The sequence below is a fragment of the Marinobacter sp. OP 3.4 genome (genome assembly GCF_036224885.1).
Classification (GTDB): domain Bacteria; phylum Pseudomonadota; class Gammaproteobacteria; order Pseudomonadales; family Oleiphilaceae; genus Marinobacter.
Genome location: NZ_JAVVLT010000085.1, coordinates 20,826 through 44,497 on the forward strand (window position 1 = coordinate 20,826; position 23,672 = coordinate 44,497).

Annotated in this window: 18 protein-coding genes; 10 read left to right on the forward strand and 8 right to left on the reverse strand. The window is 61.9% G+C overall.

What is annotated here, in order from left to right:
- Window positions 1–27 precede the first annotated feature (27 nt).
- Window positions 28–1,329, reverse strand: a complete 1,302-nt coding sequence (locus RO069_RS14215) for a nitrate- and nitrite sensing domain-containing protein (protein WP_328188406.1) — start codon at window positions 1,327–1,329, stop codon at window positions 28–30.
- 248 nt (window positions 1,330–1,577) lie between these two features.
- On the opposite strand from RO069_RS14215, the gene RO069_RS14220 reads away from it, so the two are divergent.
- The gene (locus RO069_RS14220; RefSeq protein WP_328188407.1) at window positions 1,578–2,657 is read left to right on the forward strand and encodes an efflux RND transporter periplasmic adaptor subunit; all 1,080 of its coding nucleotides are present in this window, start codon (window positions 1,578–1,580) and stop codon (window positions 2,655–2,657) included.
- Window positions 2,658–2,660: 3 nt separating this feature from the next.
- Window positions 2,661–5,726: an efflux RND transporter permease subunit gene (locus RO069_RS14225; protein ID WP_328188408.1), complete on the forward strand. Its 3,066-nt coding sequence runs from the start codon at window positions 2,661–2,663 to the stop codon at window positions 5,724–5,726.
- Between the two features lie 84 nt (window positions 5,727–5,810).
- On the opposite strand, the gene RO069_RS14230 is transcribed toward RO069_RS14225, so the two are convergent.
- The 4 genes from RO069_RS14230 to RO069_RS14245 all read right to left on the reverse strand — a co-directional run bounded on the left by RO069_RS14230 (window position 5,811) and on the right by RO069_RS14245 (window position 10,137).
- On the reverse strand, window positions 5,811–6,671 hold the full coding sequence (locus RO069_RS14230) for a lipase secretion chaperone (protein ID WP_328188409.1): 861 nt from the start codon (window positions 6,669–6,671) through the stop codon (window positions 5,811–5,813).
- Window positions 6,668–7,732 (reverse strand): AraC family transcriptional regulator, encoded by a 1,065-nt coding sequence (locus RO069_RS14235; RefSeq protein ID WP_328188410.1) that lies wholly within the window; start codon window positions 7,730–7,732, stop codon window positions 6,668–6,670. Before RO069_RS14235 ends, RO069_RS14230 begins: the two co-directional genes overlap by 4 nt.
- Window positions 7,733–7,913: 181 nt before the next feature.
- Window positions 7,914–8,735, reverse strand: a complete 822-nt coding sequence (locus RO069_RS14240; protein ID WP_328188412.1) for a poly(ethylene terephthalate) hydrolase family protein — start codon at window positions 8,733–8,735, stop codon at window positions 7,914–7,916.
- Window positions 8,736–8,955: 220 nt separating this feature from the next.
- Window positions 8,956–10,137: an NAD(P)/FAD-dependent oxidoreductase gene (locus RO069_RS14245; protein WP_328188413.1), complete on the reverse strand. Its 1,182-nt coding sequence runs from the start codon at window positions 10,135–10,137 to the stop codon at window positions 8,956–8,958.
- Between the two features lie 244 nt (window positions 10,138–10,381).
- Here RO069_RS14245 and RO069_RS14250 point away from each other — a divergent pair, with 244 nt between their 5' ends.
- Window positions 10,382–11,326, forward strand: coding sequence for a DegV family protein (locus RO069_RS14250; protein WP_328188414.1), 945 nt, complete (start codon window positions 10,382–10,384; stop codon window positions 11,324–11,326).
- A 142-nt stretch (window positions 11,327–11,468) separates the two neighbouring features.
- Window positions 11,469–12,413 carry a DegV family protein gene (locus RO069_RS14255; RefSeq protein ID WP_328188415.1) on the forward strand — a complete coding sequence of 315 codons (945 nt, stop codon included), beginning with the start codon at window positions 11,469–11,471 and terminating at the stop codon, window positions 12,411–12,413.
- A gap of 107 nt (window positions 12,414–12,520) precedes the next feature.
- On the opposite strand, the gene fdxA is transcribed toward RO069_RS14255, so the two are convergent.
- A complete protein-coding gene (gene fdxA / locus RO069_RS14260) occupies window positions 12,521–12,844 on the reverse strand; it encodes a ferredoxin FdxA (protein ID WP_328188417.1) in 324 nt (107 codons plus the stop codon).
- 215 nt (window positions 12,845–13,059) lie between these two features.
- On the reverse strand, window positions 13,060–15,678 hold the full coding sequence (gene mutS / locus RO069_RS14265) for a DNA mismatch repair protein MutS (protein ID WP_328188419.1): 2,619 nt from the start codon (window positions 15,676–15,678) through the stop codon (window positions 13,060–13,062).
- 172 nt (window positions 15,679–15,850) lie between these two features.
- On the opposite strand from mutS, the gene RO069_RS14270 reads away from it, so the two are divergent.
- The 3 genes from RO069_RS14270 to RO069_RS14280 all read left to right on the forward strand — a co-directional run bounded on the left by RO069_RS14270 (window position 15,851) and on the right by RO069_RS14280 (window position 18,029).
- Window positions 15,851–16,348 carry a CinA family protein gene (locus tag RO069_RS14270; RefSeq protein ID WP_328188421.1) on the forward strand — a complete coding sequence of 166 codons (498 nt, stop codon included), beginning with the start codon at window positions 15,851–15,853 and terminating at the stop codon, window positions 16,346–16,348.
- 132 nt (window positions 16,349–16,480) lie between these two features.
- Window positions 16,481–17,533, forward strand: a complete 1,053-nt coding sequence (gene recA / locus RO069_RS14275; RefSeq protein WP_328188423.1) for a recombinase RecA — start codon at window positions 16,481–16,483, stop codon at window positions 17,531–17,533.
- A gap of 25 nt (window positions 17,534–17,558) precedes the next feature.
- Window positions 17,559–18,029 carry a flavodoxin family protein gene (locus tag RO069_RS14280; protein ID WP_328188425.1) on the forward strand — a complete coding sequence of 157 codons (471 nt, stop codon included), beginning with the start codon at window positions 17,559–17,561 and terminating at the stop codon, window positions 18,027–18,029.
- Between the two features lie 30 nt (window positions 18,030–18,059).
- Here RO069_RS14280 and RO069_RS14285 read toward each other — a convergent pair whose 3' ends face one another.
- On the reverse strand, window positions 18,060–18,344 hold the full coding sequence (locus tag RO069_RS14285) for a hypothetical protein (RefSeq protein WP_328188426.1): 285 nt from the start codon (window positions 18,342–18,344) through the stop codon (window positions 18,060–18,062).
- 337 nt (window positions 18,345–18,681) lie between these two features.
- Here RO069_RS14285 and RO069_RS14290 point away from each other — a divergent pair, with 337 nt between their 5' ends.
- The 3 genes from RO069_RS14290 (at window position 18,682) to RO069_RS14300 (ending at window position 23,467) form a co-directional block, all read left to right on the forward strand.
- On the forward strand, window positions 18,682–21,084 hold the full coding sequence (locus RO069_RS14290; RefSeq protein WP_328188427.1) for a Lon protease family protein: 2,403 nt from the start codon (window positions 18,682–18,684) through the stop codon (window positions 21,082–21,084).
- 122 nt (window positions 21,085–21,206) lie between these two features.
- Window positions 21,207–21,833 carry a response regulator FixJ gene (gene fixJ, locus RO069_RS14295; RefSeq protein WP_328188429.1) on the forward strand — a complete coding sequence of 209 codons (627 nt, stop codon included), beginning with the start codon at window positions 21,207–21,209 and terminating at the stop codon, window positions 21,831–21,833.
- A 44-nt stretch (window positions 21,834–21,877) separates the two neighbouring features.
- The gene (locus RO069_RS14300) at window positions 21,878–23,467 is read left to right on the forward strand and encodes an ATP-binding response regulator (RefSeq protein WP_328188430.1); all 1,590 of its coding nucleotides are present in this window, start codon (window positions 21,878–21,880) and stop codon (window positions 23,465–23,467) included.
- The last annotated feature ends 205 nt before the right edge of the window (window positions 23,468–23,672 follow it).

The following is a 23,672-nucleotide window of genomic DNA, read 5'->3' on the forward strand; positions in this document are numbered from 1 at the left end:
TCCCCGGGACGCCCCCAGGGGATGGCATCACCGCAGCAGGTCGGTCATTTCCAACACCGAGCGGGCCACCTCGGTGAGTTTGCGGCCCTGGTCCATGGCCACCTTGCGCAACTGCTTGTGGGCCTCGTCGTCGGATATCTGGTGGTGTTTCATCAGCAGTAGCACCGCCTTCTCCAGGGTACGACGGTCGTCCAGGGCCTCCCGGGCGATGCGCAATTCGTCGCTGAGCTGATCCAGTCGGATCGCCTGCTGCTGAACCAGGTCGAACACCGAGCGTCCCAGCTTCTGGCCCATGCCGTCGCTGCGATATGAGCCGGTGTCACCGCCACTCTCGCTGGCACAGACCACCAGTACCGGGTCCGGGGCATGCCCACTGTCATCCAGGCTTTCCATGAGATTCTCCTCATGGGTCAAAGCATTGCGGGCCTCGGAGTAGCGGGCAATGCAGCGTCGGTGGAAGTGGTCTTCCAGTACATCCTCAATCTGTTTGAGTTCGTCGATGCGCTGGGTCATCAGCTCAAACCAGTGGTCGGCCAGGTCCGTATCCAGTTCCTTGTAACGGCCCACGGAACAGGCCAGCCCGCGCAGGTGTTTCAGGTCATGCCAGAAGTCCTCCCGGTTATGGCGTTTCCACAATGCCAGGACTTCCTCGTCCGCGAAGCGTTCGAACACCGGGAAGGACCGTTCCTGTGCGTCAATAAGGTGCGCTATGCGCTGTGACAGTGCATGGTCGAAGTGTCCGCGGGAGAACCCCAGGGAACCGGCTGCGCGCTCCTGGCCGGCCATTTCCTTGCCCTGCATCAGGTTGACCATGGCCACCATCATGCCCGCAATGGTGGGATCCACCACGGTTTCCGCCGCCTCGAAAACCACGGTCAGCAGGTGGCGGATCCGTTCAATATAGGCGTCGATGGCCTGTTCCGCGGAAATGGTCTGCCTGCGGACCTGCTGGCGGATGGCCGGCAGGGACTCGAGCCCGTGCAGGGCCGCCGCCAGGCTGTTGAGGAGGCTGGTGCTGGACGGGTCCTGGGTCAGTTCGGCCTGGATTTCCATCAGCTCATGCTCGAAGGCGTCATGCTGGCGAAGGCTGCCTTCCACCATGGCGGTCAGCTCCTCCGAGAATCGGTCCCCACCAGACCCGAGAAAGACGTTGGATGCGCCCCGCTCCCGCTGGAGTTCGTGGATCAGGTTGCCAACGCTGAGCACCAGCTTGCCCATCTGCAGGAACCGCTCCAGGTTCCTGAGTTCGCACCGTTTCGAGGCGATCAGATAATCCGCCGCCCGGGGGCGTTGATGGGGGTGGGGGGATAGCTTGGCTGCTGACATCATGGTGGCTCCCTGGAATCAATCCCTTGAGGGTTGGAATCTTCCGGACCCGTTCACGGGTCCGGCTTTCGGATCGGCTGTCCTGTCAGCAGCAATATGCAGGCCAGACCGTCCGTGATGACCTGAAAGACCGGTAAGAAACGATCGTTTGAGGGTTGCGGTCCTTTCTGTAGAATTGTGTGGATTTTCACAATAACGGACGCCCCGGAACAGGGACCTTCCGTTGCCATTGTCAGGGAGCGAATGCCGGTATGTCGAAGGTTAGATGGAGTTCCATGGGGCTTTCGCTGGCGCTGGCCGTGGCGATTATTGCCTGGCTCGCCACCGGCGAACTCCGGTCGGCCCAGGAGCAGGCACCGGGCCCGCGGGAAGGGCAGGGGCTGAGTCTGCCCTCGGTGGAGGTGGACCTTCGCCAGGCCAGCACCTTTCATCCGGATATCCGCCTGCAGGGCCAGGTGGAACCCTGGCGGCGGCTGGAGGTCAACGCTCGCCTCAGCGGGGTGGTGGAGAAACTCTCCGTCTCCCTGGGGGATGCCGTCAGCGAGGGCGACACCCTGCTCAGGCTGTCCGAGGACGATCGACCGGCAGCTGTCGCCGGTGCCCGGGCCCGGGTCCGTCAACTGGAGGCGGACCTGGCGGCGGCCGAGCGGCTAAGGTCCAACCGGCTGGTATCCGAGTCCGAGCAGATGCGTCTGGAGTCGGAACTGGCCTCGGCCCGGGCGGAACTCCGTCAGGCCAGCCTGGCCATGAGCTATCTCACTCCGTCGGCCCCGTTCGACGGCATTATCAACGCCCGCCACGTGGAAACCGGTACCTTCGTGCAGGCCGGCGAGCCCCTGTTTGAAGTGGTGCAGGTGGACCTGCTGAAAGTGAGCGGTTACCTCCCGCAGCAGCAGGCCGGGCGGGTAGCCCCGGGCCAGGGTATCGTGGTCAGTCTGCTGGATGGCCGTGAACTGCATGGGGAACTGACGTTTGTCGCCAGCGCCGCCGATCCGGAAACCCGCAGTTTCCGGGTTGAGGCCCGGGTGGCCAATCCCCAGGGCTATCGTATTGCCGGTGGCAGTGCGTCGGTCCGCATTGAAATGCCCGCAGAGGAAGCCCTGTACCTGTCCCCCGCGCTGTTGAGTCTGGGGCCGGATGGTCGCCCCGGGGTTCTGCATGTGGATGACGGTGATCGGGTGGCCTTCACCACCGTGACGCTGCTGAGCGTTGGTACCGAAGGGGCGTGGGTGTCCGGTGTCGATTTCCCGGTGCGGCTGATTACCCGGGGTGGCGGGTTCGTGTCGGAGGGGCAGAAGGTCCAGCCGGTGTCCGCGGTCGCGGGGGACTGAACCATGCGAACCCTGATACACGCGGCCATGGATCGCAGCCGCACCACGCTGCTGCTTCTGCTCTTCCTGCTTCTGGGTGGCTTTGCGGCCTTTAGCACCATTCCCAAGGAAGCCAATCCGGATGTCACCATTCCCACCATCTATGTGTCGGTCACCCTGGAAGGGATCAGTCCGGAGGATGGTGAGCGCCTGCTGGTCCGCCCCCTGGAGCAGGAACTGCGCTCCATCGAGGGCATCAAGGAGATGCGCAGCACGGCGGCGGAGGGCTATGCCGCGGTGATCCTGGAGTTCGATGCCGGTTTCGATCCCGACCGAGCCCTCCAGGATGTGCGGGAGAAGGTGGATACCGCAAAGGCGGAGCTGCCCTCGGAGGCGGAGGAGCCACGGGTCCATGAGATCAACGTCTCCCTGTTTCCGATCCTGTCCATTGGCCTGTCCGGCCCCCTGTCGGAGCGGGAACTGATCACCATCGCAAGGGAACTCCAGGACGCCATCGAGGGTATCCCTGAGGTGCTGGAGGTGGAGATCGGAGGCGACCGGGAAGACCTGCTGGAGATCGTGGTCGACCCCCAGGTCCTGGAGAGCTATGGCGTCGACTACGATCAGCTTGCCACCCTGGTGCGCCGTAATAACCAGTTGGTGGCGGCGGGCAGCCTGGATAACGGTCAGGGGCGGCTGGCCATCAAGGTACCCGGTGTGGTGGAGGACGTCGAGGATGTCATGAACATGCCGGTGAAGGTGAGCGGCGACCGGGTGGTGACCTTCGGTGACGTGGCGGTGCTTCAGCGGACCTTCAAGGACCCCACCGGCTTTGCCCGGATCAATGGCGAACCGGCGGTGGTGCTTGAGGTATCCAAGCGGTCCGGGGCCAATATCCTGGAAACTGTGGCCAAGGTCCGTGGCCTGATGGACGCCGCCGGTCCCAGGCTGCCGGAGGAGCTGGACGTCCGCTACACCATGGACCAGTCCGACGATGTGAGGAACATCCTGTCCGACCTGCTCAATAACGTGCTTACCGCCATCGTGCTGGTGGTGATCGTGGTGATTGCCGCCATGGGCCCCCGTTCCGCAGCGCTGGTGGGTATCACCATTCCCGGTGCCTTCCTCAGCGGGATCCTGCTGATCTGGGGGGTGGGCTATACCCTCAATATCGTGGTGCTGTTCAGCCTGATCCTGGTGGCCGGCATGCTGGTGGACGGCGCCATCGTGGTGTCGGAACTGGCGGACCGTAACCTGTCTGAGGGCATGTCCCCGCGCAAGGCCTGGGCGGAGGCGGCCAGCCGTATGTCCTGGCCGGTGATTGCCTCAACCGCCACCACCCTGGCGGTCTTTGTGCCGTTGCTGTTCTGGCCGGATACCGTGGGTGAATTCATGAAGTACCTGCCCGCCACGGTCATTGCCTGCCTCACCGCCTCCCTGGCCATGGCACTGGTGTTCCTGCCGGTGATGGGCGGTGTCAGTGGCGGCGGCAGATCGAGGCAAGCGGCTGTCGATGGTGCCATTGTAGCCGGCTACCGTCGGATCCTGTCGGGTTTGCTGCATTATCCCTGGCTGACGCTTCTGGGTGCCCTGCTGATCATCGCGGTGATCGGCTGGAGCTACAAGGCCTTCCATCATGGCCTGGAATTTTTCCCCGAGGTGGAGCCGGAATCGGCCCAGGTTCATGTCCGGGCGCGGGGTGACCTCTCGATCCACGAACGGGATGCCATTGTCCGGGAAGTGGAGCATCGGCTGGCGGGCATGCCGGAGGTGGCGTCGCTGTATGCGCGCTCCATGGTCAGCCCCGATCAGCAGATGGCGCCGGATGTGATCGGCAGTCTCCAGTTCAATTTCGTGGACTGGGACCAGCGTCGCCCGGCTTCGGAGATCCTCGCTGATTTCCGGGATATGACAGCGGATATTCCCGGTATCCGGCTGGAATTCCGGCAGCAGGAAGAGGGCCCCGGTGGCGGCAAGCCGATCGAGATCATGATTACTGGCGCGGATTATAGCGTGCTGGACGATTACACCACACGGCTGCGGGACACCATGGACGACATCGGCGGGCTCGTGGATGTGGAGGACAACCGCAGCCTGCCGGGTATCGAGTGGCGCCTGGAGGTGGATCGGGAAGCCGCGGCCCGGTTTGGCACCGACGTGGTCAGTATCGGCAGTTCCGTGAGGTTGGTGACCAATGGCCTGGTGCTGGCTACCTACCGCCCGACGGAAGTGCGTGACGAAGTGGATATCGCGGTGCGTGTTCCACGGGCCTGGCGGGAGCTCGACCAGTTCGAGCGGCAGACCCTGAACACGTCACGGGGGCAGGTTCCCCTGTCCCAGTTCATCAGCCTGGAGCCCGCGCCCAAGACAGGGACCATTGCCCGGCTGGACGGCCAGCGGGCGATCACCGTGAAGGCGGACGTGGGGCCTGACAGCAACGCCAACGCCCTGCTGAACCAGTTGCGTGAGCGTCTGCCGGAGCCGCCGCAAGGGGTGGGAATCCTCTATGGCGGCGAGGATGAGGAGCAGCGGCGTACCATGAGCTTCCTGGGGCTTGCGTTCCTGGTGGCCATCGGGCTGATGACGCTGATCCTGGTGACCCAGTTCAATTCCCTGTACCAGACCCTGTTGATCCTGTCGGCCATCGTCCTGTCGACGGCCGGGGTACTGCTGGGGCTGTTGCTGAACGGGCAGCCTTTTGGGGTGGTGATGGTGGGCATGGGTATCATTGCGCTGGCCGGTATCGTCGTGAACAACAACATCATTCTGATCGATACCTTCAACCAGATGCGGGCCGAAGGCCTGGCGCCGCTGGCGGCGGCCCTGGAAACCGGCTGCCTGCGTCTGCGACCCGTGCTGCTGACGGCCATTACCACCATCCTGGGCCTGATGCCCATGGTGCTGAGTGTGAACGTGGATCTGCTGACGCCGTCCCTGGGCGTCAATGCGCCTTCAACCCAGTGGTGGACACAGTTATCCAGCGCCATCGCCGGTGGACTGGCCTTTGCCACTTTCCTGACACTGTTGCTGACACCGGTGCTGTTGTTGGTGGGGGCCAGGTTCGGGCCGGCGGCAAAGCCCTCCGAATAGGCGGCGGGGGATTCAGCGGGGGAGCGGAAGTGTCCTGCCAGGGCATGTGTTCCGGCACTGGCAGGATGTGGCTGAGAGGTTGGGTTAGTTGGTAGCCTGTTCCGACGATTGGTCGGCGGACGACCCGCCGTTGGGCATGACCTCCGGATATCGGGAGGCCAATTCCCGCTGTCGTTCCGTGCGCTGTTCGGGGGTCAGGTCCGGGTCCGACTGGATGGCCATGACATCAAGGGTGTAGCGGGCCATCTGCTCCTCCCTGTGGTAGAGCTCGTCGGCCAGTTCCGGTCCCAGGTGAGTACGGCGCAGGCGGGCAATCTGTTCGTAATCATTGCGCAGGGACTGGGGATCGCCGCGAACCGCCAGCGTATCGGAAATCTCCCGGAAGGCATTGCTGTAGCGGTAGAACTTCTCTGCAATCTGCACCGCCTGTTCCCCCGCCTGTCCTCCCAGGCCGGCTTCAATCATCACCTTCAGTTCTTCCAGCTGCTGCTCGTCCATGGTGATGCGGGCATCCAGGAAGGCCTGTTCCAGAACGGTCTGGGCGGTCTCGTTCAGGACGATGTCGCCGTTCTCGTCCAGTTCGACCCGGCTCAGGGCGTTGGCCACCTGTTCAAGTTTGAACGGGAGATCGGTTTCCTCTTCCTGTTCCGCCTCGACAAGCTCTTCCGGCGCCTCTTCCTCCGCCGCAAGCATGGTGTCGGAGAACAGCTTTTCGTCCCCGGAGGCGTCACTGATCTGCGGTGTTTCGGTGGTGGCCGGTTGCGATTCCGCAGCCTGTTCCTCCGCCGGTGTGCCGGATTCCGGAATCAGGGCCTTTCCCCCTGCCCAGATGGCAATGGCCACGACACCAAGGACACAGGCGCCGGTGGCAAACAGTGTGGCCCGGTTTCTGGAGCGGGGCGCCGGGGCATCTTTTTTCCTGGGTTTGTCGATCCGGGTACTCACGGTATCAACTCCTCAATGCCCTGCCGTTCGCGGATATGGGAAATGGTGGTACCCGACCACTTCTTCATGGCCCGGCGCAGGCTGGAGGCGCAGGAGAAGCCGACGATGTCGGCAACCTCGTCCACACTCAACCCGGATGAGCGGAGCTGATGGGTGGCAATCTCCATCCTGACGGAATGGAGCAGTTTGCGGAATGAGGTCTTTTCCGCGGCCAGCCGCCGGGTCAGGGACCGTGGTGGCATCTGCATGCCCTGGGCCACCTGTTCCAGGTCAATGGACGGGTTGAAGTGGGAGCGGATATGCCAGCGTACCCGGTCAGTGAAGGTGATATCCACCGGTGCCTGGTTCAGTTCCTGTTCGCATTGCTGGATCAGCTTGCGGTAGGCCCGGCGACGATAGGGGCGGAAGGGCTTGATGACATAGTTGTAGTCGGCGGAAATGGCGGTCTGGTTGGTACCGAAGGTAACCGACTTGCAGGGAAGTTCACTGTACAGGTCGACATGGGCCGGTTCCGGGTAATCCAGGGTCACATGTACATCGGTGTCCCGGGCTTCCGGATTGCCGCACAGTGTCCACAGCCGGGCTGCCATGGCCACCCGGAACTCGAGGGTGAACAGACGCACGTCCTCCTCGTAGATCTCGTCGGTGGCATAGTCCAGGGGGTCCACCACCCGGCGGTTGCAGTCGATATAGGTGGTGGGCCGGGACACCATCAACGCGTAATAGGGCTGTGCTATCACCAGGTACCGACGGAAGGCTTCGCCGGCCTCCTTCAGGCTGGGACTGGAATGGATGGTGTAGCCCAGGGTTCCCCAGAAGCTCCAGTCCATCTCCATGCCGGTGATAAGGCCAAGCCCGGGCTTGCGGCAGTGTTGTATGCCATTGCGGACCAGAGTCTGCTGTTGCAGGTAGCTGATACGGATGTCCTGCATGTCAAACATGGCCGGTGATATGCCGGTGCCCTTGAGTAGATCACTGAGGTTGGCTCCATGTCGGACAAAAATCTCAATAAATCCCAGTGGATGCAGGTGGAGTGGGATCACTCTGGCGTTGAAGTCCATGTTGAGAGCCCCCTTTGATTGTCAATGCCATTATTGTGTTGGTGTTGTAACATTCTTTTACAGTGTGCCCTGATTCTCAGTGGGGTAAAAGGAACCCCTTAACAAAAATTGACTCCTGCATCCAGTACACATTGAAAAGACACAAACGCCGGCGTTTTCGCTTACCAGGGAGGCAGGCCGTTTACAGGCCCTTGCGTTCAATATCCCAGCCGCTCAGGTCACAGGCGGTGCAGGGGCCGGTGAACAGTTCCGCCGCAGCGCTGTTATCCTGAAGCTGATACAGCCACCAGGCGGTGCTGATGCCGGCAAACTCGCCGAAGTCGCCGACGGGCTCGAAGTGGCCCGCGCCATTGAGGGTGGCCCAGAACACCGGTACATCAACACGGTTGAATACCGGGCCCTGGTTCCGGGCGGGGCCCGCCAGGGCGTCGTTGCTGCCGGAGAGCAGCAGCATCGGCGCCGTCTGCTCATTCTGTGAATCGGCGTCGTGGCCCAATCCGAGGATGTAGGGCTGGACCGGTGCCGTGGCGGTGATACGGCTGTCCCGGGCAGCCATGATGGTGCCGCCACCACCCTGGGAATGCCCGGAAGCACCGATGTTGGAGAAGTCAATGCTGCTGCCATAGCTGGACTGGCGAACCGCGTCGATACAGGCCAGCATTTCCTCTCCGGACCCGGCGTTGGCGGTGTTGGCTGCCGCCACCACAAAGCCGTAGGAGGCCCAATGCGCCAGGCCGTCGCTGTAAGTGGACGGGGAACCGCCCGTACCGTTGCCCCAGAGAATCAACGGTGCCCCTGCCGGTACGTTGCGGGGGCGATAGACAGTGCATGACTGTCCTTCGCTACCGGATGTAGTGGCGTAGGAGCCGGGTGATGCGTACTGGTCCGTGGGGTCGCCACCACCGCCGCCACCGACCGCGAGGGCGGAGCTGGAGATCAGCAGTGCCCCGACGGCAACGACGGATTTGCGCAGCACGGACGGCTTGAATCTGGCGAGTTTCATAGTGTTTTCCCCGATCTTCAGAGCGTCATTATTGGATGTTGGGTTGGCCGTGCAGCAGGGGCAATGGAGGTTAGCGATCAGGCTCCCTGCATCGGCCTGGTTCGATAGTAGAGGTTGGTAACGGTATTCGCGCATCACAATATGCACAGATTGTGATCAATTTGTGGTAGTGGGGTCGGTTCGGTGTGAAGAGCTTCGCTTTTGCCGGGAGCAGTAATGGTCAGGCAATGTTGCCGGCAGCCACGGCGGACGCCCAGGCCCACTGGAAGTTGTGACCGCCAAGGTGGCCGGTGACGTCCACAACCTCGCCGATGAAGTAAAGTCCAGGATTATCATTGGCTTCCATGGTCTTTGATGAGAGGTGTCGGGTGTCCACGCCCCCCAGGGTGACCTCGGCGGTGCGGTAACCTTCGGTGCCCGCGGGTTGCAGCGTCCAGCCCGAAAGGGTGCTGGCTGCGGACTCCAGGTGACTGTTCCGGTATTCCTGCAGGGGACCGGACCATTCCTGCAGCCGGGCGAACGCCTGGGCAAAACGTTTGGGGAGGGTGTCCGCCAGGTAACGTTCCAGGCTGAGGGACGGTTGCTCCCGCTTCAGGGCTTTCAGCTCCCCGTCTACGTCCCGCCCGGGTAGCAGGTCGATGGACAGCGGGTCGCCCGGATGCCAGAAACTGGATATCTGTAGCATGGAGGGACCGCTCAGCCCCCGGTGGGTGACCAGCATGGGTTCACGGAAGTGCTCGCCGTTGCAGTGGACGTCCACCGGGCAGCTCAGGCCGGCCAGGGGAGCGAGCTGCTCCCTTAACTCCGGGTGAAGCGTGAAGGGTACAAGTCCGGCCCGGGTCGGCAGCACCGGCAGGCCGAACTGGCGCGCAATGTCGTAGCCAAAGCCGGTGGCCCCCATGGTGGGAATGGAAAGACCACCGCTGGCGATCACCAGGGCGTCGCAATGGATGGCGCCATGGCTGGTTTGAAGTTGGTATCCTCCGGCGCGGTCCGTCACCGAGTCCACGCTGGTTTTGAGTCGTAGCTCGGCACCGGCCCATTCACACTCGGTCAGCAGCATATCCAGAAGGTCTTTGGCGCTGTCGCGGCAGAACAGCTGTCCCGCGGCTTTTTCCACATGTTCGATGCCGTGGCGTTCCACCAGGTCCAGGAAATCCTGGGGGCGGTAGCGCTTGAGGGCGGAAATGCAGAAGTGGGGGTTGTCGGACAGGAAGTTCGCCGGCGTGCTGTTGAGGTTGGTGAAGTTGCAGCGGCCACCGCCGGACATCAGTATCTTCCGACCGGGTTTGGTGGACCGCTCGATCACCAGCACCCGACGCCCACGGTAGCCGGCCGTGGCGGCACACATCAGGCCTGCCGCGCCAGCACCAATAATGACGACATCGTAGGTCTGGGCCATGGTTGTCTGCTTCCTGTCCTGTCGGGGGCGGCAGTATAACGGTCACGGGTAATCGTACAATACCCTTGGTGGCCGGTGGTTTCCGGGGCCAGAACGTAAGCAATTGTGAAATGACACTCCCGGTGGGCTCCCGTTACCATGGCCGGGCTCGACTATTCCGGACAAACCTGTATGTTCTTAATGGATAACAACAAGGGCCTGCTCCCCCAAGCAGCCGGGCCTGACATAAAACCTGGAGGACGTAATGAAAGTTGGCCTGATCGTGGACTCCGCCTGCGACCTACCCCATGAATTCATTCGCCGGCATGGCATCTTCATCCTGCCGCTGACCGCGAAGATCGATAACCAGACCTTTATTGACGACCACAATCCGGAAACCACGGAAGATTTTTATCAGCAGGGACTGTTGGGCAAGGGGCATCATGCTGAAACCGAAGCTTTCTCCGTCGCCCAGATTCGTGAACTCTTCCTGGAGAAGGTCGTGCCCAACTACGACGTGGCCATCTGCGAAACGGTGGATCGGTCACGCAGCCAGATCTACCAGAATGCCTCCGAGGCGATGAATATGGTGATGGCGCAGGCCAAGTCCGTCCGCGAGAAAGCCGGCGTTGAGGGCAACTTCACCATGCGGGTTATCGACAGTGGGCAGTTGTTCGCAGGGCAGGGGCTGCTGGCCGCCTATACGGTAAGCCTGCTGGGCAAGGGGCTGTCCAAGAACGCGCTTCGCCATGAGGTGGAGAAGTTTGCGCAGAAGGTCTGGATCTGCGTGGTGCCGAAGGACCTGAGTTATATCCGCGAGCGTGCCCGTCGCCGGGGCGACAAGAGTGTATCCGGTATCGTGGCGTTCCTGGGCAAGGCCCTCAACATTACCCCGATTATCTGGGGCAAGGGCGTTATCGGCAAGCCGGTGGCCAAGACACGGTCCATGGATGGCGCCGTGGAAAAGGTGATGGATTACGCCGTGCGGCGTGTGGAGGCGGGGCTGCTGGCGCCGATTGTGTCCATATCCTGTGGCATGAGCTGGGAGGAGATTGACGCACTGCCAGGGCTGGATCGCCTGCGCAGGGTCTGTGAGGAGAACAATGTGCAACTGCTGCTGTCGCGTATGGGCATCACCAGCAGCATCTATATAGGTCCGGGCAGCATCTGCCTGTCATTGGCGGCGGAAGACCACGAGTTTGAAGCCTGACCGGGCCCGACTGTGACATCCGTCACACCGGGTCAAAGGTTGACAAGGACCACACTGAAACCATGAGCGCTTTCTGGTAAAAAGCGCCTCCTGTCACATTACTCGCCGCTTCCCCCCAGAGCGGCGTACTTCGGGAGGCGTTATGCGTGTTGGTTTGATAGTGGACTCGGCCTGTGATCTGCCACCCGAGTTTATCCGCAAGAACGATATCTTTATCCTGCCACTCACGGCCATCATTAACGGTCAGACCTACGTGGACAACCATGATCCCGCGATCACGGCGGAATTCTACGATCGTGGCCTGCTGCTGAAGGGCCATCACGCGGAAACGGAGGCCTTCAGCGCCGAATCCATCCAGAAGCTGTTCCTGGAAAAAGTCGTGACGGAATACGACATGGCGTTCTGTGAAACGGTGGACCGGTCCCGCAGTGAAATCTTCGATAATGCCACAATGGCCATGAACCAGGTGATGGCGCGCTACCAGCCCATCCGCGAGAAGGCCGGCCGTTCGGGGCCGTTTTCCATGCGCGTCATCGACACCGGCCAGGTGTTCGCCGGACAGGGGCTTATGGCCGCCCATACCCTGCGGCTGATCGACCAGAAGCTGTCGAAGAATGCCCTCCGTCACCAGGTGGAGACCTTTGCCGGCAGCATCTACACCTGCTCCATTCCCCGCGACCTGCACTACATGCGCGAGCGGGCCCGCCGGCGTAACGTGAAAAGCATTTCCGCCGTCAGCGCCTTCCTGGGTAAGACCCTGAATATTACCCCCATTGTCTGGGGGCACGGTGCGGATGGTGCCGCGGTGGCCAAGACCCGGAGTTTCGATGGGGCGGTGGAGAAGGTGCTGGACTATGCCGTCCGTCGGGTGGAGGCCGGATTGCTGACGCCCTATGTGTCACTGTCGTGCGGCATGTCGGCGGCGGAAATCGAGCAGTTGCCTGGCCTGGACCGGTTGCGAGAAGCCTGTCGCCGCCACAAGGTGGAACTGTTGCTGTGCCAGATGGGCATCACCAGCAGCATCTATTTGGGCCCGGGCAGTGTGTGCCTGGCCCTTGCTGCCGAAGACCACGGCTTCGAGGACTGAGGCGGAAACAGAAAGGGGGAGCCGGCCGGCTCCCCCTTTTTTCCTGATTCACAGGTCGCCATGCCCGGACCCTGTCCTGCGGACCGTCCGGGTATGGGTCGCGGTGATCAGCGCTCCAGGTACTGAAGCTTGTCGGGCTTGCCGTCCCATTCTTCCGCGTCGGGCAGCGGGTCTTTCTTCTCGGTGATGTTCTCCCACTTGGCGGCCAGCTCGGCGTTGATCTCGATGAACGGTTCCTGCCCGGCAGGCAACTCGTCCTCGGAGAATATGGCCTCGGCCGGGCACTCCGGCTCGCACAGTGCACAGTCGATGCACTCGTCAGGGTCAATCACCAGAAAGTTCGGGCCTTCGTAGAAGCAGTCCACCGGACATACTTCCACGCAGTCCGTGTACTTGCACTTGATGCAGTTGTCGGTAACCACAAACGTCATAGTCAGATTCCTGGTCTGGTGGTCTGTCTCATCAGTGGGGTGGTTCTGGTGTTATCGCCTGCGACAGGTCCCGATTCGGGGCCTGTCGTGGAGGGCGCCCGCCACCCTTCGTTCTGATCATTGGTATTTGGAGGCCGATATTGTAGGGAGCACCCGCCCGCCCCGCAAGCGCTACGGCGCTATAACCTTATGAGGGCGGGTTTTCAGGCGTGGCGCTATCCCTTCGTGCCGGCCAGGCGACGCAGTTCGTAGAGTTGTTCCAGCGCCTGCCTGGGCGTGAGGTCATCCGGGTCCAGTTCCGACAGGGCCTTTTCCACCGCGCTGGGTTCGAGGCTGGCAAACATGTCCCCCTGAAAGGCGTCGGGTGGCGTGCTGGCGGGCCCCGGTCCGGCCGGTGACGAGGCGGACATGGTTACCGGCTCCTGGTGCTCACCCTCCAGTCGCTGCAACTGGGAGCGGGCCTGGGCGATGACCGTTTGGGGGACCCCCGCCAGTTGCGCCACCTGGAGGCCGTAGCTCTGACTTGCGGGGCCGTCATGGACCGTGTGCAGGAAGACGATGCTGTCGTCGTGCTCGGTGGCGGTCAGGTGGACGTTCACCGCGTGGTCAAGCTGATCGGCAAGCTGGGTCAGCTCGAAATAGTGGGTGGCGAACAGGGTATAGCAGCCCACCTCCCGCGCCAGGTGTTCCGCCGTGGCCCAGGCCAGGGACAGGCCGTCGAAGGTGCTGGTGCCCCGGCCCACCTCGTCCATCAATACCAGGCTGTGGCGGCTGGCGTTGTGGAGGATGTTGGCGGTTTCGGTCATTTCCACCATGAAGGTGGAGCGGCCACCGGCGATGTCGTCGGAGGACCCCATGCGGGTGAAGATCCGGTCCACCGGGCCCAGCACTGCCCGGTCCGCCGGTACGAAGCTGCCGCAGTAGGCGAGCAGGGCTATCAGGGCGGTCTGGCGCATGTAGGTGGACTTACCCCCCATGTTGGGGCCGGTGATCACCAACATCCGCCGCTGTTCGTCCATCAGCACGTTATTGGGTACGAAGGGCTCGTCCAGCAGTTGTTCCACCACCGGGTGCCGACCGGCGTCGATATCCAGGCCCGGTGCCTCGCGGAACTCCGGCGCGGTGAACCTCAGGCTGGTGGCCCGCTCGGCGAAGTTGGCCAGCACATCCAGCTCCGCCAGGGCCTGGGCGCTGTCCTGGAGTTGTGGCAGCTGTTCCGCGAGCGTTTCCAGCAGTTGGTCATACAGGCCTTTCTCCCGGGCCAGGGCCCGGCTCTTGGCGCTCAGGGCCTTGTCCTCGAATTCCTTCAGTTCCGGGGTGATGAAGCGTTCGGCATTCTTCAGGGTCTGGCGGCGGATATAGTCCACCGGCGCCTGATCCGACTGGGCACGGCTGATCTCGATGTAGTAACCGTGCACCCGGTTGTAGCCCACCTTCAGGGTGCTGATGCCGGTACGTTCCCGTTCCCGGGTTTCCACGTCCAGCAGGAACTGGCCGGCGTTCTCGCTGATATTACGCAGGTCGTCCAGCTCATCGTCGAAGCCTTCCCGGATCACGCCGCCGTCGCGGATGACCACCGGCGGGTTGTCGATGATGGCCCGTTCCAGCAGGTCCGCCAGTTCGGGATACTCACTGATCAGGCTGGCCAGCTTCACTACATGGTGAGAGTTGACCGGCCCGAGTGCCTGTTGCAGGTCGGGCAGGGCAGCGAAGGCATCCCGCAGGCGGGCCAGGTCACGGGGGCGGGCGGAACGCAGGGCAACCCGGGCCAGGATGCGTTCGATATCGCCCACCCGTTTGAGCAGGTCATGCACCGGCTCGTAATGGAAGCCGTCCAGCAGGGCTGACACCGCGTGCTGGCGCTGGTAGACCTGTTCCGAATCCCGTAGCGGGCGGTTGAGCCAGCGGCGTAATTGGCGGGCGCCCATGGCGGTGGCGGTGCGGTCCATCACCCAGGCGAGGGTATGCTGGTGACCGCCCAGCAGGTTGGTGTCGATTTCCAGGTTGCGACGGCTGGTGGCGTCCAGTACCACCGCATCTTCCCGCCGTTCCCGCGTCAGCTTGCGGATATGGGGCAGGGCGGTGCGCTGGGTTTCGCGGGCATACTGCAGCAGGCAGCCAGCGGCGCAGATGGCCAGGGTCAGGTCCTCACAGCCAAAGCCGGTGAGGTCCCGCACCTGCAACTGCTGGGTCAGCAGGCGGTGGGCCGTGTCCGCCTCGAACAGCCAGGGCCCCTGGCGACGAATGCCGCTGAGGCCGTCCAGCAGGTCCTCGAAGGGAAAGTCCTCGCTGATCAGCACTTCCGCCGGGCGCAATCGCTGGATCTCTTCCTGCAGGGCGTCGGTGCCCTCGATCTCCGAGACGGCGAAGCGGCCACTGGAGATGTCCAGGGTGGCAATGCCAAACCCTTCCCTGTGATGGAAGATGGACAGCAGCAGGTTGTCGCGCCGGTCTTCCAGGAAGGCCTCGTCACTGAGGGTACCGGGGGTGATGATGCGCACCACCTTGCGCTCCACCGGGCCCTTGGCGGTGGCCGGGTCGCCGATCTGCTCGCAGATGGCGATGGACTGACCGGCGCGAACCAGGCGGGCGATGTAGTTCTCGGCGGCATGGTAGGGCACTCCCGCCATGGGGATCGGGTTGCCCCCGGACTGGCCCCGGGCCGTCAGGGTGATGTCGATCAGTTCGGCGGTCTTCTTGGCGTCATCATAGAACAGCTCGTAGAAATCCCCCATGCGGTAGAACAGCAGTTCATTGGGATGCTCCCCCTTGATCTTCAGGTACTGGCGGATCATGGGGGTGTGCCTGGAAAAGTCGTTCTGTGCTGCCGACATGGTATGTGCGCCCAGTTGGTGGAGTCTGAGAAATCCCGGTGTAGAATCGGCAAAAAGCCGGTGCCCCGAAACCTGCGTGATAGCAAACCACACCGTGGTGTTATTGTCGCCCGCAGACAGGGCCACCGGATTGTAAGAAAATATGACGCTGGATGAAACGAGGAGGCTGTGGATGCTGAAAGACTCGACCATGGAACAGGCCGCCAACCACCTGGGTGACCTCCTTTCCCTGAGGGGGCAGACCATGGTGACGGCGGAGAGCTGCACCGGCGGCTGGATCGTAAAGGCCCTGACCGACCGGCCCGGCTCGTCGGACTACGTCCTTGGCGGCCTGGTGACCTACAGCAACAGCATGAAACGTGAGCTGCTGCACGTTTCTGCCGAAAGCCTGGAGCGGGACGGTGCCGTCAGTGAGCCGGTGGTGCGGCAGATGGTGGCTGGCGCGGTCAAGGCAACCGGCGCGGATTTCGCCATTGCCACCAGTGGCGTGGCGGGTCCGGGCGGCGGCAGCGAGGACAAGCCGGTGGGCACGGTCTGGTTCGCCTGGGGCTCGCCGGCGAACGGTATCGTGGCGCACCGCTGCCATTTCGACGGTGACCGCGATGCGGTCCGGCGGCGGAGTGTGGTCTATGCGCTGCAGGGGCTGACGGATTACGTCCAGACGCTTTGATCCCGTGATACACGCCCCCCGGCAGGGGATTTGTTGAATGGGGTTGGTCTGGAATCAGGACTGTGGTTTAATACTGTTCAAGTATACAGTAAAACGGTCCGGGACAGTCGGAAACATTGAGGGTTTGCACTGATGGAAGACAATCGCAACAAAGCACTGAACGCGGCACTGAGCCAGATTGAACGCCAGTTCGGCAAGGGCGCCGTCATGAAAATGGGCGACCAGCCCCGGGAAGCCATTCCGGCGGTTTCCACCGGCTCACTTGGCCTGGACGTGGCCCTGGGTATCGGTGGCTTGCCCTATGGCCGGATCTGTGAAATCTATGGTCCGGAAAGCTCCGGTAAAACCACCCTGACCCTCCAGGTGATCGCCGAAGCCCAGAAGGACGGTAAAACCTGTGCCTTCATTGACGCAGAGCATGCCCTGGACCCGGTTTACGCCGAAAAGCTTGGTGTGAATGTGGATGAACTGCTGGTGTCCCAGCCGGATACCGGTGAGCAGGCCCTGGAAATTGCCGACATGCTGGTGCGTTCAAACGCGGTGGACGTCATCATCGTCGATTCCGTTGCGGCCCTGACTCCGAAAGCGGAAATCGAAGGGGAAATGGGGGACAGCCATGTGGGTCTGCAGGCCCGTCTGATGTCCCAGGCCCTTCGCAAACTGACCGGTAACATCAAACACGCCAACTGTCTTCTTATCTTTATCAACCAGATCCGGATGAAGATCGGTGTGATGTTTGGCAGCCCTGAAACCACCACCGGCGGTAACGCCCTCAAGTTCTATTCCTCGGTGCGCCTGGATATCCGCCGCATCGGCTCGGTCAAGGAAGGTGACGAGGTGGTGGGCAATGACACCCGGGTCAAGGTAGTGAAGAACAAGGTGTCGCCGCCCTTCAGGCAGGCCGAGTTCCAGATCATGTACGGCAAGGGTATCTACCACATGGCGGAAGTGGTGGACATGGGTGTCAAGGAAGGGTTCGTGGATAAGTCCGGTGCCTGGTACGCCTACAAGGGCGACAAGATTGGCCAGGGCAAGGCGAACGCCGCCAAGTTCCTGGAGGATAATCCGGACATTGCCACCGAAATTGAAACCGCCATCCGCGAAAAGCTGATGCCCAAGCCGGTATCCAAGGACAAGGAGCAGGCAACCGCCGAAGCAGAGGAAACCAACGGCGAACTGCTCTGATCCATTGATCGGACCGGGAGGAATCATGGCAAACGGTAAGAAACTGCTGATTGTCGCCCATGCTCCCTCACCCAACACACAACGGCTCAGGGAAGCCGTTGCCGAGGGAGCCAGTCACCCGGACATCGAGAATGTCGAGGTGCGGGTACTGGCGCCACTGGATGCCGGTCCGGATGACGTATTGTGGTGTGACGCCATTGTCCTGGGCACCACGGAAAACCTGGGCTACATGAGTGGTGCGCTGAAGGATTTCTTCGACCGAAGCTACTACCCCTGCCTCGAAGAGACCCAGGGCCTGCCTTTCACGTTCTACATCCGCGCCGGTCGCGATGGTACCGGCACCCACCGGGCGATCGATAGCATCACCACCGGATTACGGTGGCGTCAGGTGCAGGAGCCCGTGCTTTGCCGTGGCGAATTCCGGGAGGCGTTCGTGGGCCAGTGCCGTGATCTTGGCATGGCCATGGCCGCCAGCCTGGATGCCGGGCTGCTGTAGTCCGGTTTCCGGGGCATGCCCTTCGCGGCATCAGGCGCTGGTGCGGAGGTTACGTCCGCGCCGATCTTCCAGAGTGGTTTCCTTGCCGGTACGTGGGTGCAGCAGCATCGGGCGCCGCCGGCTGCTTTTCCGGCGCCTGTCGGGGCCCTTGAAAGCCTCCTGGCGACGACGCCGGTCCGGTTGCACCCGGCGATCCCTTACCGGTTCGGCAGGCGCTGGCGGGGTGTCGTCCACCCGGACCACTTCCCCGGCGGGTGTCCTGGCCGGTCGGTCGAGTGCCGTCAGCGAATGGGCAAACGTTTTTAGGATTTCCACGTTATTGATCTCCCTGAAAAATAATTCCCTGACCGCCCTGGTCGACTTCGGAATGATAAGTGTGTGGCCGAATTCTGGTAGTTTGTCACTCCTGTTTATCGGCTCCGCCCGGGCGATCTTTAGCCCGTCCCGGGGATGCCCAAGCAAGAAACGTGCACCGGTGCGCATTCCTGGTGCCCGGTTACGGCACAGGCGACAGATGTGACAGAACCGCCTAGAATGACCGGTTTCCCCGGCAGACATAGTGTCCCGTCTGGCTAACGAGTTACCCAGACGGGACACTAGCCACTATGCTGGGAACGTGCGACCACCCATTCGAGAACAACAGGACATCACATTGAAGGCTTTGCCCCTGAATCAGCTTTACAAGGCTTGCGTTCTAAAGGATCTCCCCTTCAAGACCACCCGTCAGCTGGATCCCCTGGCCGAGATCGTTGGCCAGAACCGTGCCCAGGAAGCTGTACGCTTTGCGCTCAACATGCCCCACGGCGGTTACAACGTCTACGCTGTGGGCCGCAATGGTCTGGGCAAGCGCACCATGATGTTGCGCTACCTGGAGCACCATGTGGACGAGGACCATCGCATCCACGACTGGTGCTATGTGGCCAATTTCGACGATCCCCGGGTACCGCGGATGATCCGCCTGCCGGCCGGGGAGGGAGGCAATCTCAAGCGGGACATGGAAAAGCTCATGTCCCGCCTGGTGAAGATGATTCCGCAAACCTTTGACAGTGACAGCTTCCTGGAGCGTGCCGAGCAACTCAAGGGCGAGTACGGCAAGAAGCAGGAAGACGAGCTGGAAAAGGTGGCCGACCAGGCCAAGCGCAAGAAGGTCAGCCTGACCCTCACCACGCCCGGCGGTTACCGGCTGGTGGCCATGAACGGTGACGAGCCCCACACGGCGGAGACTTTTGCCGAGCTGAGTGAAGCCCAGCGCAACAAGTTCGAAGAGGACATCAACAAGCTTGAGAAGAAGCTGCGGCAGGCCGTGCGCAAGATTGCGGACTGGGAGCAGGAGTATGCGGAGAAACAGCAGGCCCTGAACCAGGAGACCCTGGAGTCCATTTCCGGCCACCAGATCGACGAGCTGGTCAAACGCTACGAGAAAGAGCCGGATGTGGTGGACTATCTCGAAGCCGTTCGTAAAGACCTGGCGGAGAACCTGGACATCTTCCTGGATGACAACGAGGACCAGGCGGCCATCGCCTATGCCTCCCTGGACAAGAAGATGCCCCGCCGTTATCTGGTAAACCTGCTGGTGCACCAGAAGAGCGATGAAGTGCCGGTGGTGGTGGAGGACAACCCCACCTACCACAACCTGTTTGGCTATGTGGAGAATGTGACCTTCAAGGGCACCGTATTTACGGACTATTCCCTGATTCGCCCCGGCAGCCTGCACAAGGCCAATGGTGGCTACCTGCTGATGGACGCCATCAAGGTGCTGGAGCAGCCCTTCGTCTGGGATGGCCTGAAAAGGGCCTTGCGCAGCAAATCCATCATGATCAACTCCCTGGAGCGGGAGCTGACCCTGTCGGGCACCATCTCCCTGGAACCCGAGGCGATTCCGCTGGACGTTAAGATTGTCCTGTTCGGTGACCGGGAAACCTGGATGCTGTTGCAGGAATACGATCCCGAGTTCGCGGAGTTGTTCCGGGTCACCGCGGATTTCGAGAACGAGATGCGCCGCACCCCGGAGAGCCAGTTGCTCTATGCCAAGTTCATCGCCAGCCTGGTGTATGAAAAGGGGCTGTTGCACTGTGATCGCAAGGCGGTGGCCCGGGTGATTGAATACAGTTCCCGTACTGCGGAGCATCAGGCCAGGCTGTCGCTCCATGCCGCCGATATTGCCAACCTGCTGAGGGAATCGGATTACTGGGCCCGCCAGGCCAACGCTCGTTTGATTCAGGACAAGCATGTGGAGCAGGCCCTGGAGAGCGCCCGTTACCGCAGCAGCCGCATCCGGGACCAGTTCTACGATTCGATCCGCGACGGTACTACCCTGGTTACCACCGAGGGTAAACGTGTGGGCCAGGTCAATGCGCTTTCCGTGTTGTCCACCGGTGGTTTCGAGTTCGGCCTGTCAAACCGTGTGACAGCCACCTGTTACTACGGTGATGGGGATGTGCTGGACATCGAGCGGGATGCCAAGCTGGGCGGTAACATCCATTCCAAGGGCGTGATGATCCTCAGTGCCTGGCTGTCGTCCCGGTTTGCCACCCGGGATCCCATGCACCTGTCCGCCAGCCTGACCTTCGAACAGAACTACGGCGAGGTGGATGGCGACAGCGCGTCGGTGGCGGAGCTGTGTGCGCTGGTCTCGGCCCTGTCAGGGGTGCCGGTGCGCCAGGATCTGGCCATTACCGGTTCCATGAACCAGTTTGGCGAGGTGCAGCCCATCGGCGGCGCCAACGAAAAGGTGGAAGGCTTCTTCGAGACCTGCCGTATCAAGGGGCTGACCGGTACCCAGGGTGTGATCATGCCGGCCACCAATGTGCAGAACCTGATGCTGGACAGCCAGGTGATGGAAGCGGTCAGGGCTGGGCAGTTCCGTATCTACGCCGTTAATACGGTCGAGGAGGCGATGGAGTTGTTGATGGGCAAGCCGGCGGGTGTCGCCGACCGCAAGGGCCAATACCCCCGTGGTACTCTCTTTGGCACCATCGCCCGCCGCCTGTCCGACATGCGGGAGCATGAACGTCGTGAGCATGAAGGGGCTGCAAAGGATTCCACGATCCATTAACCTCTTGGGAAACTCCGGCGGCTACCATCCGGACGCGGCCTTTCAAAAGGCACTGCGGGCCGGGGTGGAACAGGGCCAGGGTACAAACGGGTCAGGGTAAAATAACGACAGGAGCGACAGGAATGACCGATATCCAGCAAACCGTATATGTGGTCGAGGATGATGAGGCGGTACGTGACTCCCTGGAGTTGCTGCTGAAATCCGATGGCAAGTCGGTGAAGACCTATCCCAGTGCCACGGACTTCCTCGGCGATTATTCGGAAGAGATGGCCGGCTGCATCGTGCTGGATATCCGCATGCCTGGTATGGATGGCATGGAACTGCAGAAGAAGCTCAACGCCCGTCATTCGCTGTTGCCCATTATCTTCGTGACGGGCCATGGCGATGTTCCCCTGGCGGTGGATGCCATGAAGGAAGGCGCTGTGGACTTTATCCAGAAGCCCTACCGGGAGGAGGCCCTGCTGGAGAAGATTGAGTCCGCCCTGGAGCAGGACCGGGAGCAGCGCAAGACCCTGGGCGAGCGCCAGGAGATTGTCCGCCGCATCAAGACCCTGACCCCCCGTGAGACCGAGATCATGGAGCGCATGATTGCCGGCCAGGCCAACAAGGTGATTGCCATTGAGCTGGAGATCAGCCAGCGCACCGTGGAGATCCACCGTTCAAGGGTGATGCACAAGATGGGGACCCACTCCCTGGCCCACCTGGTTCGCATGGTGTTGTCCGTAAAGGACCTTATCGACGTCGGATGAACGGCGGTTCATCATGAACCTATTCCCGCAACCGGCTGTAACCTATGACTGACCAGGCCAGCACCGAGTCCACGGTGCTACTTGTTGACGACAATGCCCAGAACCTCAAGGTGCTGTACGAAACCCTCAAGGATCGTGGTTATCACCTGCTGATCGCCAATGATGGCAAGAAGGCATTGACCCTGGCGTCCCGTCACCGGCCCGAAGTCATCCTGCTGGATATCATGATGCCGGACCTGGACGGCTACCAGGTGTGCGAGCGTCTGAAGGCGGACCCGGTCACGGCCGATTCCGCCGTGGTGTTCCTGTCCGCCCTGGACGATGTGGATGCCAAGCTCAGGGGGTTCTCCCTGGGGGGCGCCGACTATATCTCCAAACCCTTCCAGGCCCAGGAGGTGATCGCCCGGGTGGGCACCCACGCCCGCGTCATACGTCTTGAGCGCGCCCTGCAGGAACGGAACCGGGAACTGGAAAGCGACCAGACCCGCATCCTCAATGCCATCAGCGAGGGCATCTACGGGCTGGATGCCGAGGGCGATATCGTCTTTGCCAACCCGGCGGCGGCCATGATCAGCGGTTGCAGCGTGGAAGAGTTGATCGGCCAGAATTTCTTCGAGCTTCACTTCCGTCAGCCCCGGCCCTGTTCCGGGGCCCTGTGGCATCCAACGGAGGATGCCACCGACGGATTGCCGGTACAGGCCACCTGTAGTCAGGGGATTGCCGAGCATCAGCGCAATGTCACCATGTACCGGGCGGACCGCTCCAGCTTCCCCGCCGAATACCGGGCCACGCCCAAGAAGGAAGAGGGGCGCCTGACCGGTGCGGTGGTGGTGTTCCGGGATATCACCACCGAACTGGAGAAGGAACAGGCCCTGGAAGATGCCCGCAACCTGGTGCAGGAACAGCGGGACCAGCTTGCCCATGCCTCGCGCATGGCCACCATGGGGGAGATGGCGGCTGGCTTTGCCCATGAGGTGAACCAGCCCCTGACCGCCATCACCAATTATGCCCGCGTGGCCCTGCGTATGCTCCGGACCGATGAACCCGATCCGGACCTGCTGTCACAGACCCTGGAGAAGATTGAAGCTCAATCCCACCGGGCCAGTGAGGTGGTCAAGCGTATTCGCGGGTTTGTCCGCAAGCCGGCGGTGGGCAAGGAGGTGCTGTCGGTCGCTGCCTTGCTGGAGGAAACCCGCCAGTTTGCGGAGGTGGATGCCCGCAATAACGACGGTGGTGTCGAGGTGGTCGTGGCGGACGAGGTGCCGGATGTCCTGGCGGATCCCGTCCAGGTGCAGCAGGTGGCCCTGAACCTGATCCGCAACGCCCTGGAGTCCACTCGGGGGGCGGGCTCCGTGGAGCCGGTGGAGGTGACTGCCCGGATGCTGGATGACACCATGGTCCGCATTGAGGTGCGGGACCATGGCGAAGGCCTGCCTGAAGACGCTGAACAGAAGCTGTTCCTGCCGTTCTTTACCACCAAGAAGGAGGGCATGGGGATCGGCTTGACCCTGTGTCGTTCTCTGATCCAGGCTCAGGGGGGCGAGATCGGTTTTGAGCGTCCGCAGGGGCAGGGGGCGGTGTTTTTCTTTACCCTGCCGGTGGCTCCGGCGACCGCCGTAATGGGTGCGGAATAACCGGTCTCTGGTGGCTTCTGAAAAAGTTTTCAGGAAAGCGTTGACATGCCCGGAGCCATCTTTATAATGCGCCCACGTTGTCACGGAGCAGTCACGCAGACGGGCTCAGCCAGATTCACTCCTTCGGTTTCAGGTGGATGGCAACAGATCGCGGAGCGGTAGTTCAGTTGGTTAGAATACCGGCCTGTCACGCCGGGGGTCGCGG

What these genes read in the sequence shown, in the direction of transcription:
- RO069_RS14215 (WP_328188406.1), bottom strand. Translation starts at nt 1,329, where the DNA reads ATGATGTCAGCAGCCAAGCTATCCCCCCACCCCCATCAACGCCCCCGG.
- RO069_RS14220 (WP_328188407.1), top strand. Translation starts at nt 1,578, where the DNA reads ATGTCGAAGGTTAGATGGAGTTCCATGGGGCTTTCGCTGGCGCTGGCC.
- RO069_RS14225 (WP_328188408.1), top strand. Translation starts at nt 2,661, where the DNA reads ATGCGAACCCTGATACACGCGGCCATGGATCGCAGCCGCACCACGCTG.
- RO069_RS14235 (WP_328188410.1), bottom strand. Translation starts at nt 7,732, where the DNA reads ATGGACTTCAACGCCAGAGTGATCCCACTCCACCTGCATCCACTGGGA.
- RO069_RS14240 (WP_328188412.1), bottom strand. Translation starts at nt 8,735, where the DNA reads ATGAAACTCGCCAGATTCAAGCCGTCCGTGCTGCGCAAATCCGTCGTT.
- RO069_RS14245 (WP_328188413.1), bottom strand. Translation starts at nt 10,137, where the DNA reads ATGGCCCAGACCTACGATGTCGTCATTATTGGTGCTGGCGCGGCAGGC.
- RO069_RS14250 (WP_328188414.1), top strand. Translation starts at nt 10,382, where the DNA reads ATGAAAGTTGGCCTGATCGTGGACTCCGCCTGCGACCTACCCCATGAA.
- RO069_RS14255 (WP_328188415.1), top strand. Translation starts at nt 11,469, where the DNA reads ATGCGTGTTGGTTTGATAGTGGACTCGGCCTGTGATCTGCCACCCGAG.
- fdxA (WP_328188417.1), bottom strand. Translation starts at nt 12,844, where the DNA reads ATGACGTTTGTGGTTACCGACAACTGCATCAAGTGCAAGTACACGGAC.
- mutS (WP_328188419.1), bottom strand. Translation starts at nt 15,678, where the DNA reads ATGTCGGCAGCACAGAACGACTTTTCCAGGCACACCCCCATGATCCGC.
- RO069_RS14270 (WP_328188421.1), top strand. Translation starts at nt 15,851, where the DNA reads ATGCTGAAAGACTCGACCATGGAACAGGCCGCCAACCACCTGGGTGAC.
- recA (WP_328188423.1), top strand. Translation starts at nt 16,481, where the DNA reads ATGGAAGACAATCGCAACAAAGCACTGAACGCGGCACTGAGCCAGATT.
- RO069_RS14280 (WP_328188425.1), top strand. Translation starts at nt 17,559, where the DNA reads ATGGCAAACGGTAAGAAACTGCTGATTGTCGCCCATGCTCCCTCACCC.
- fixJ (WP_328188429.1), top strand. Translation starts at nt 21,207, where the DNA reads ATGACCGATATCCAGCAAACCGTATATGTGGTCGAGGATGATGAGGCG.
- RO069_RS14300 (WP_328188430.1), top strand. Translation starts at nt 21,878, where the DNA reads ATGACTGACCAGGCCAGCACCGAGTCCACGGTGCTACTTGTTGACGAC.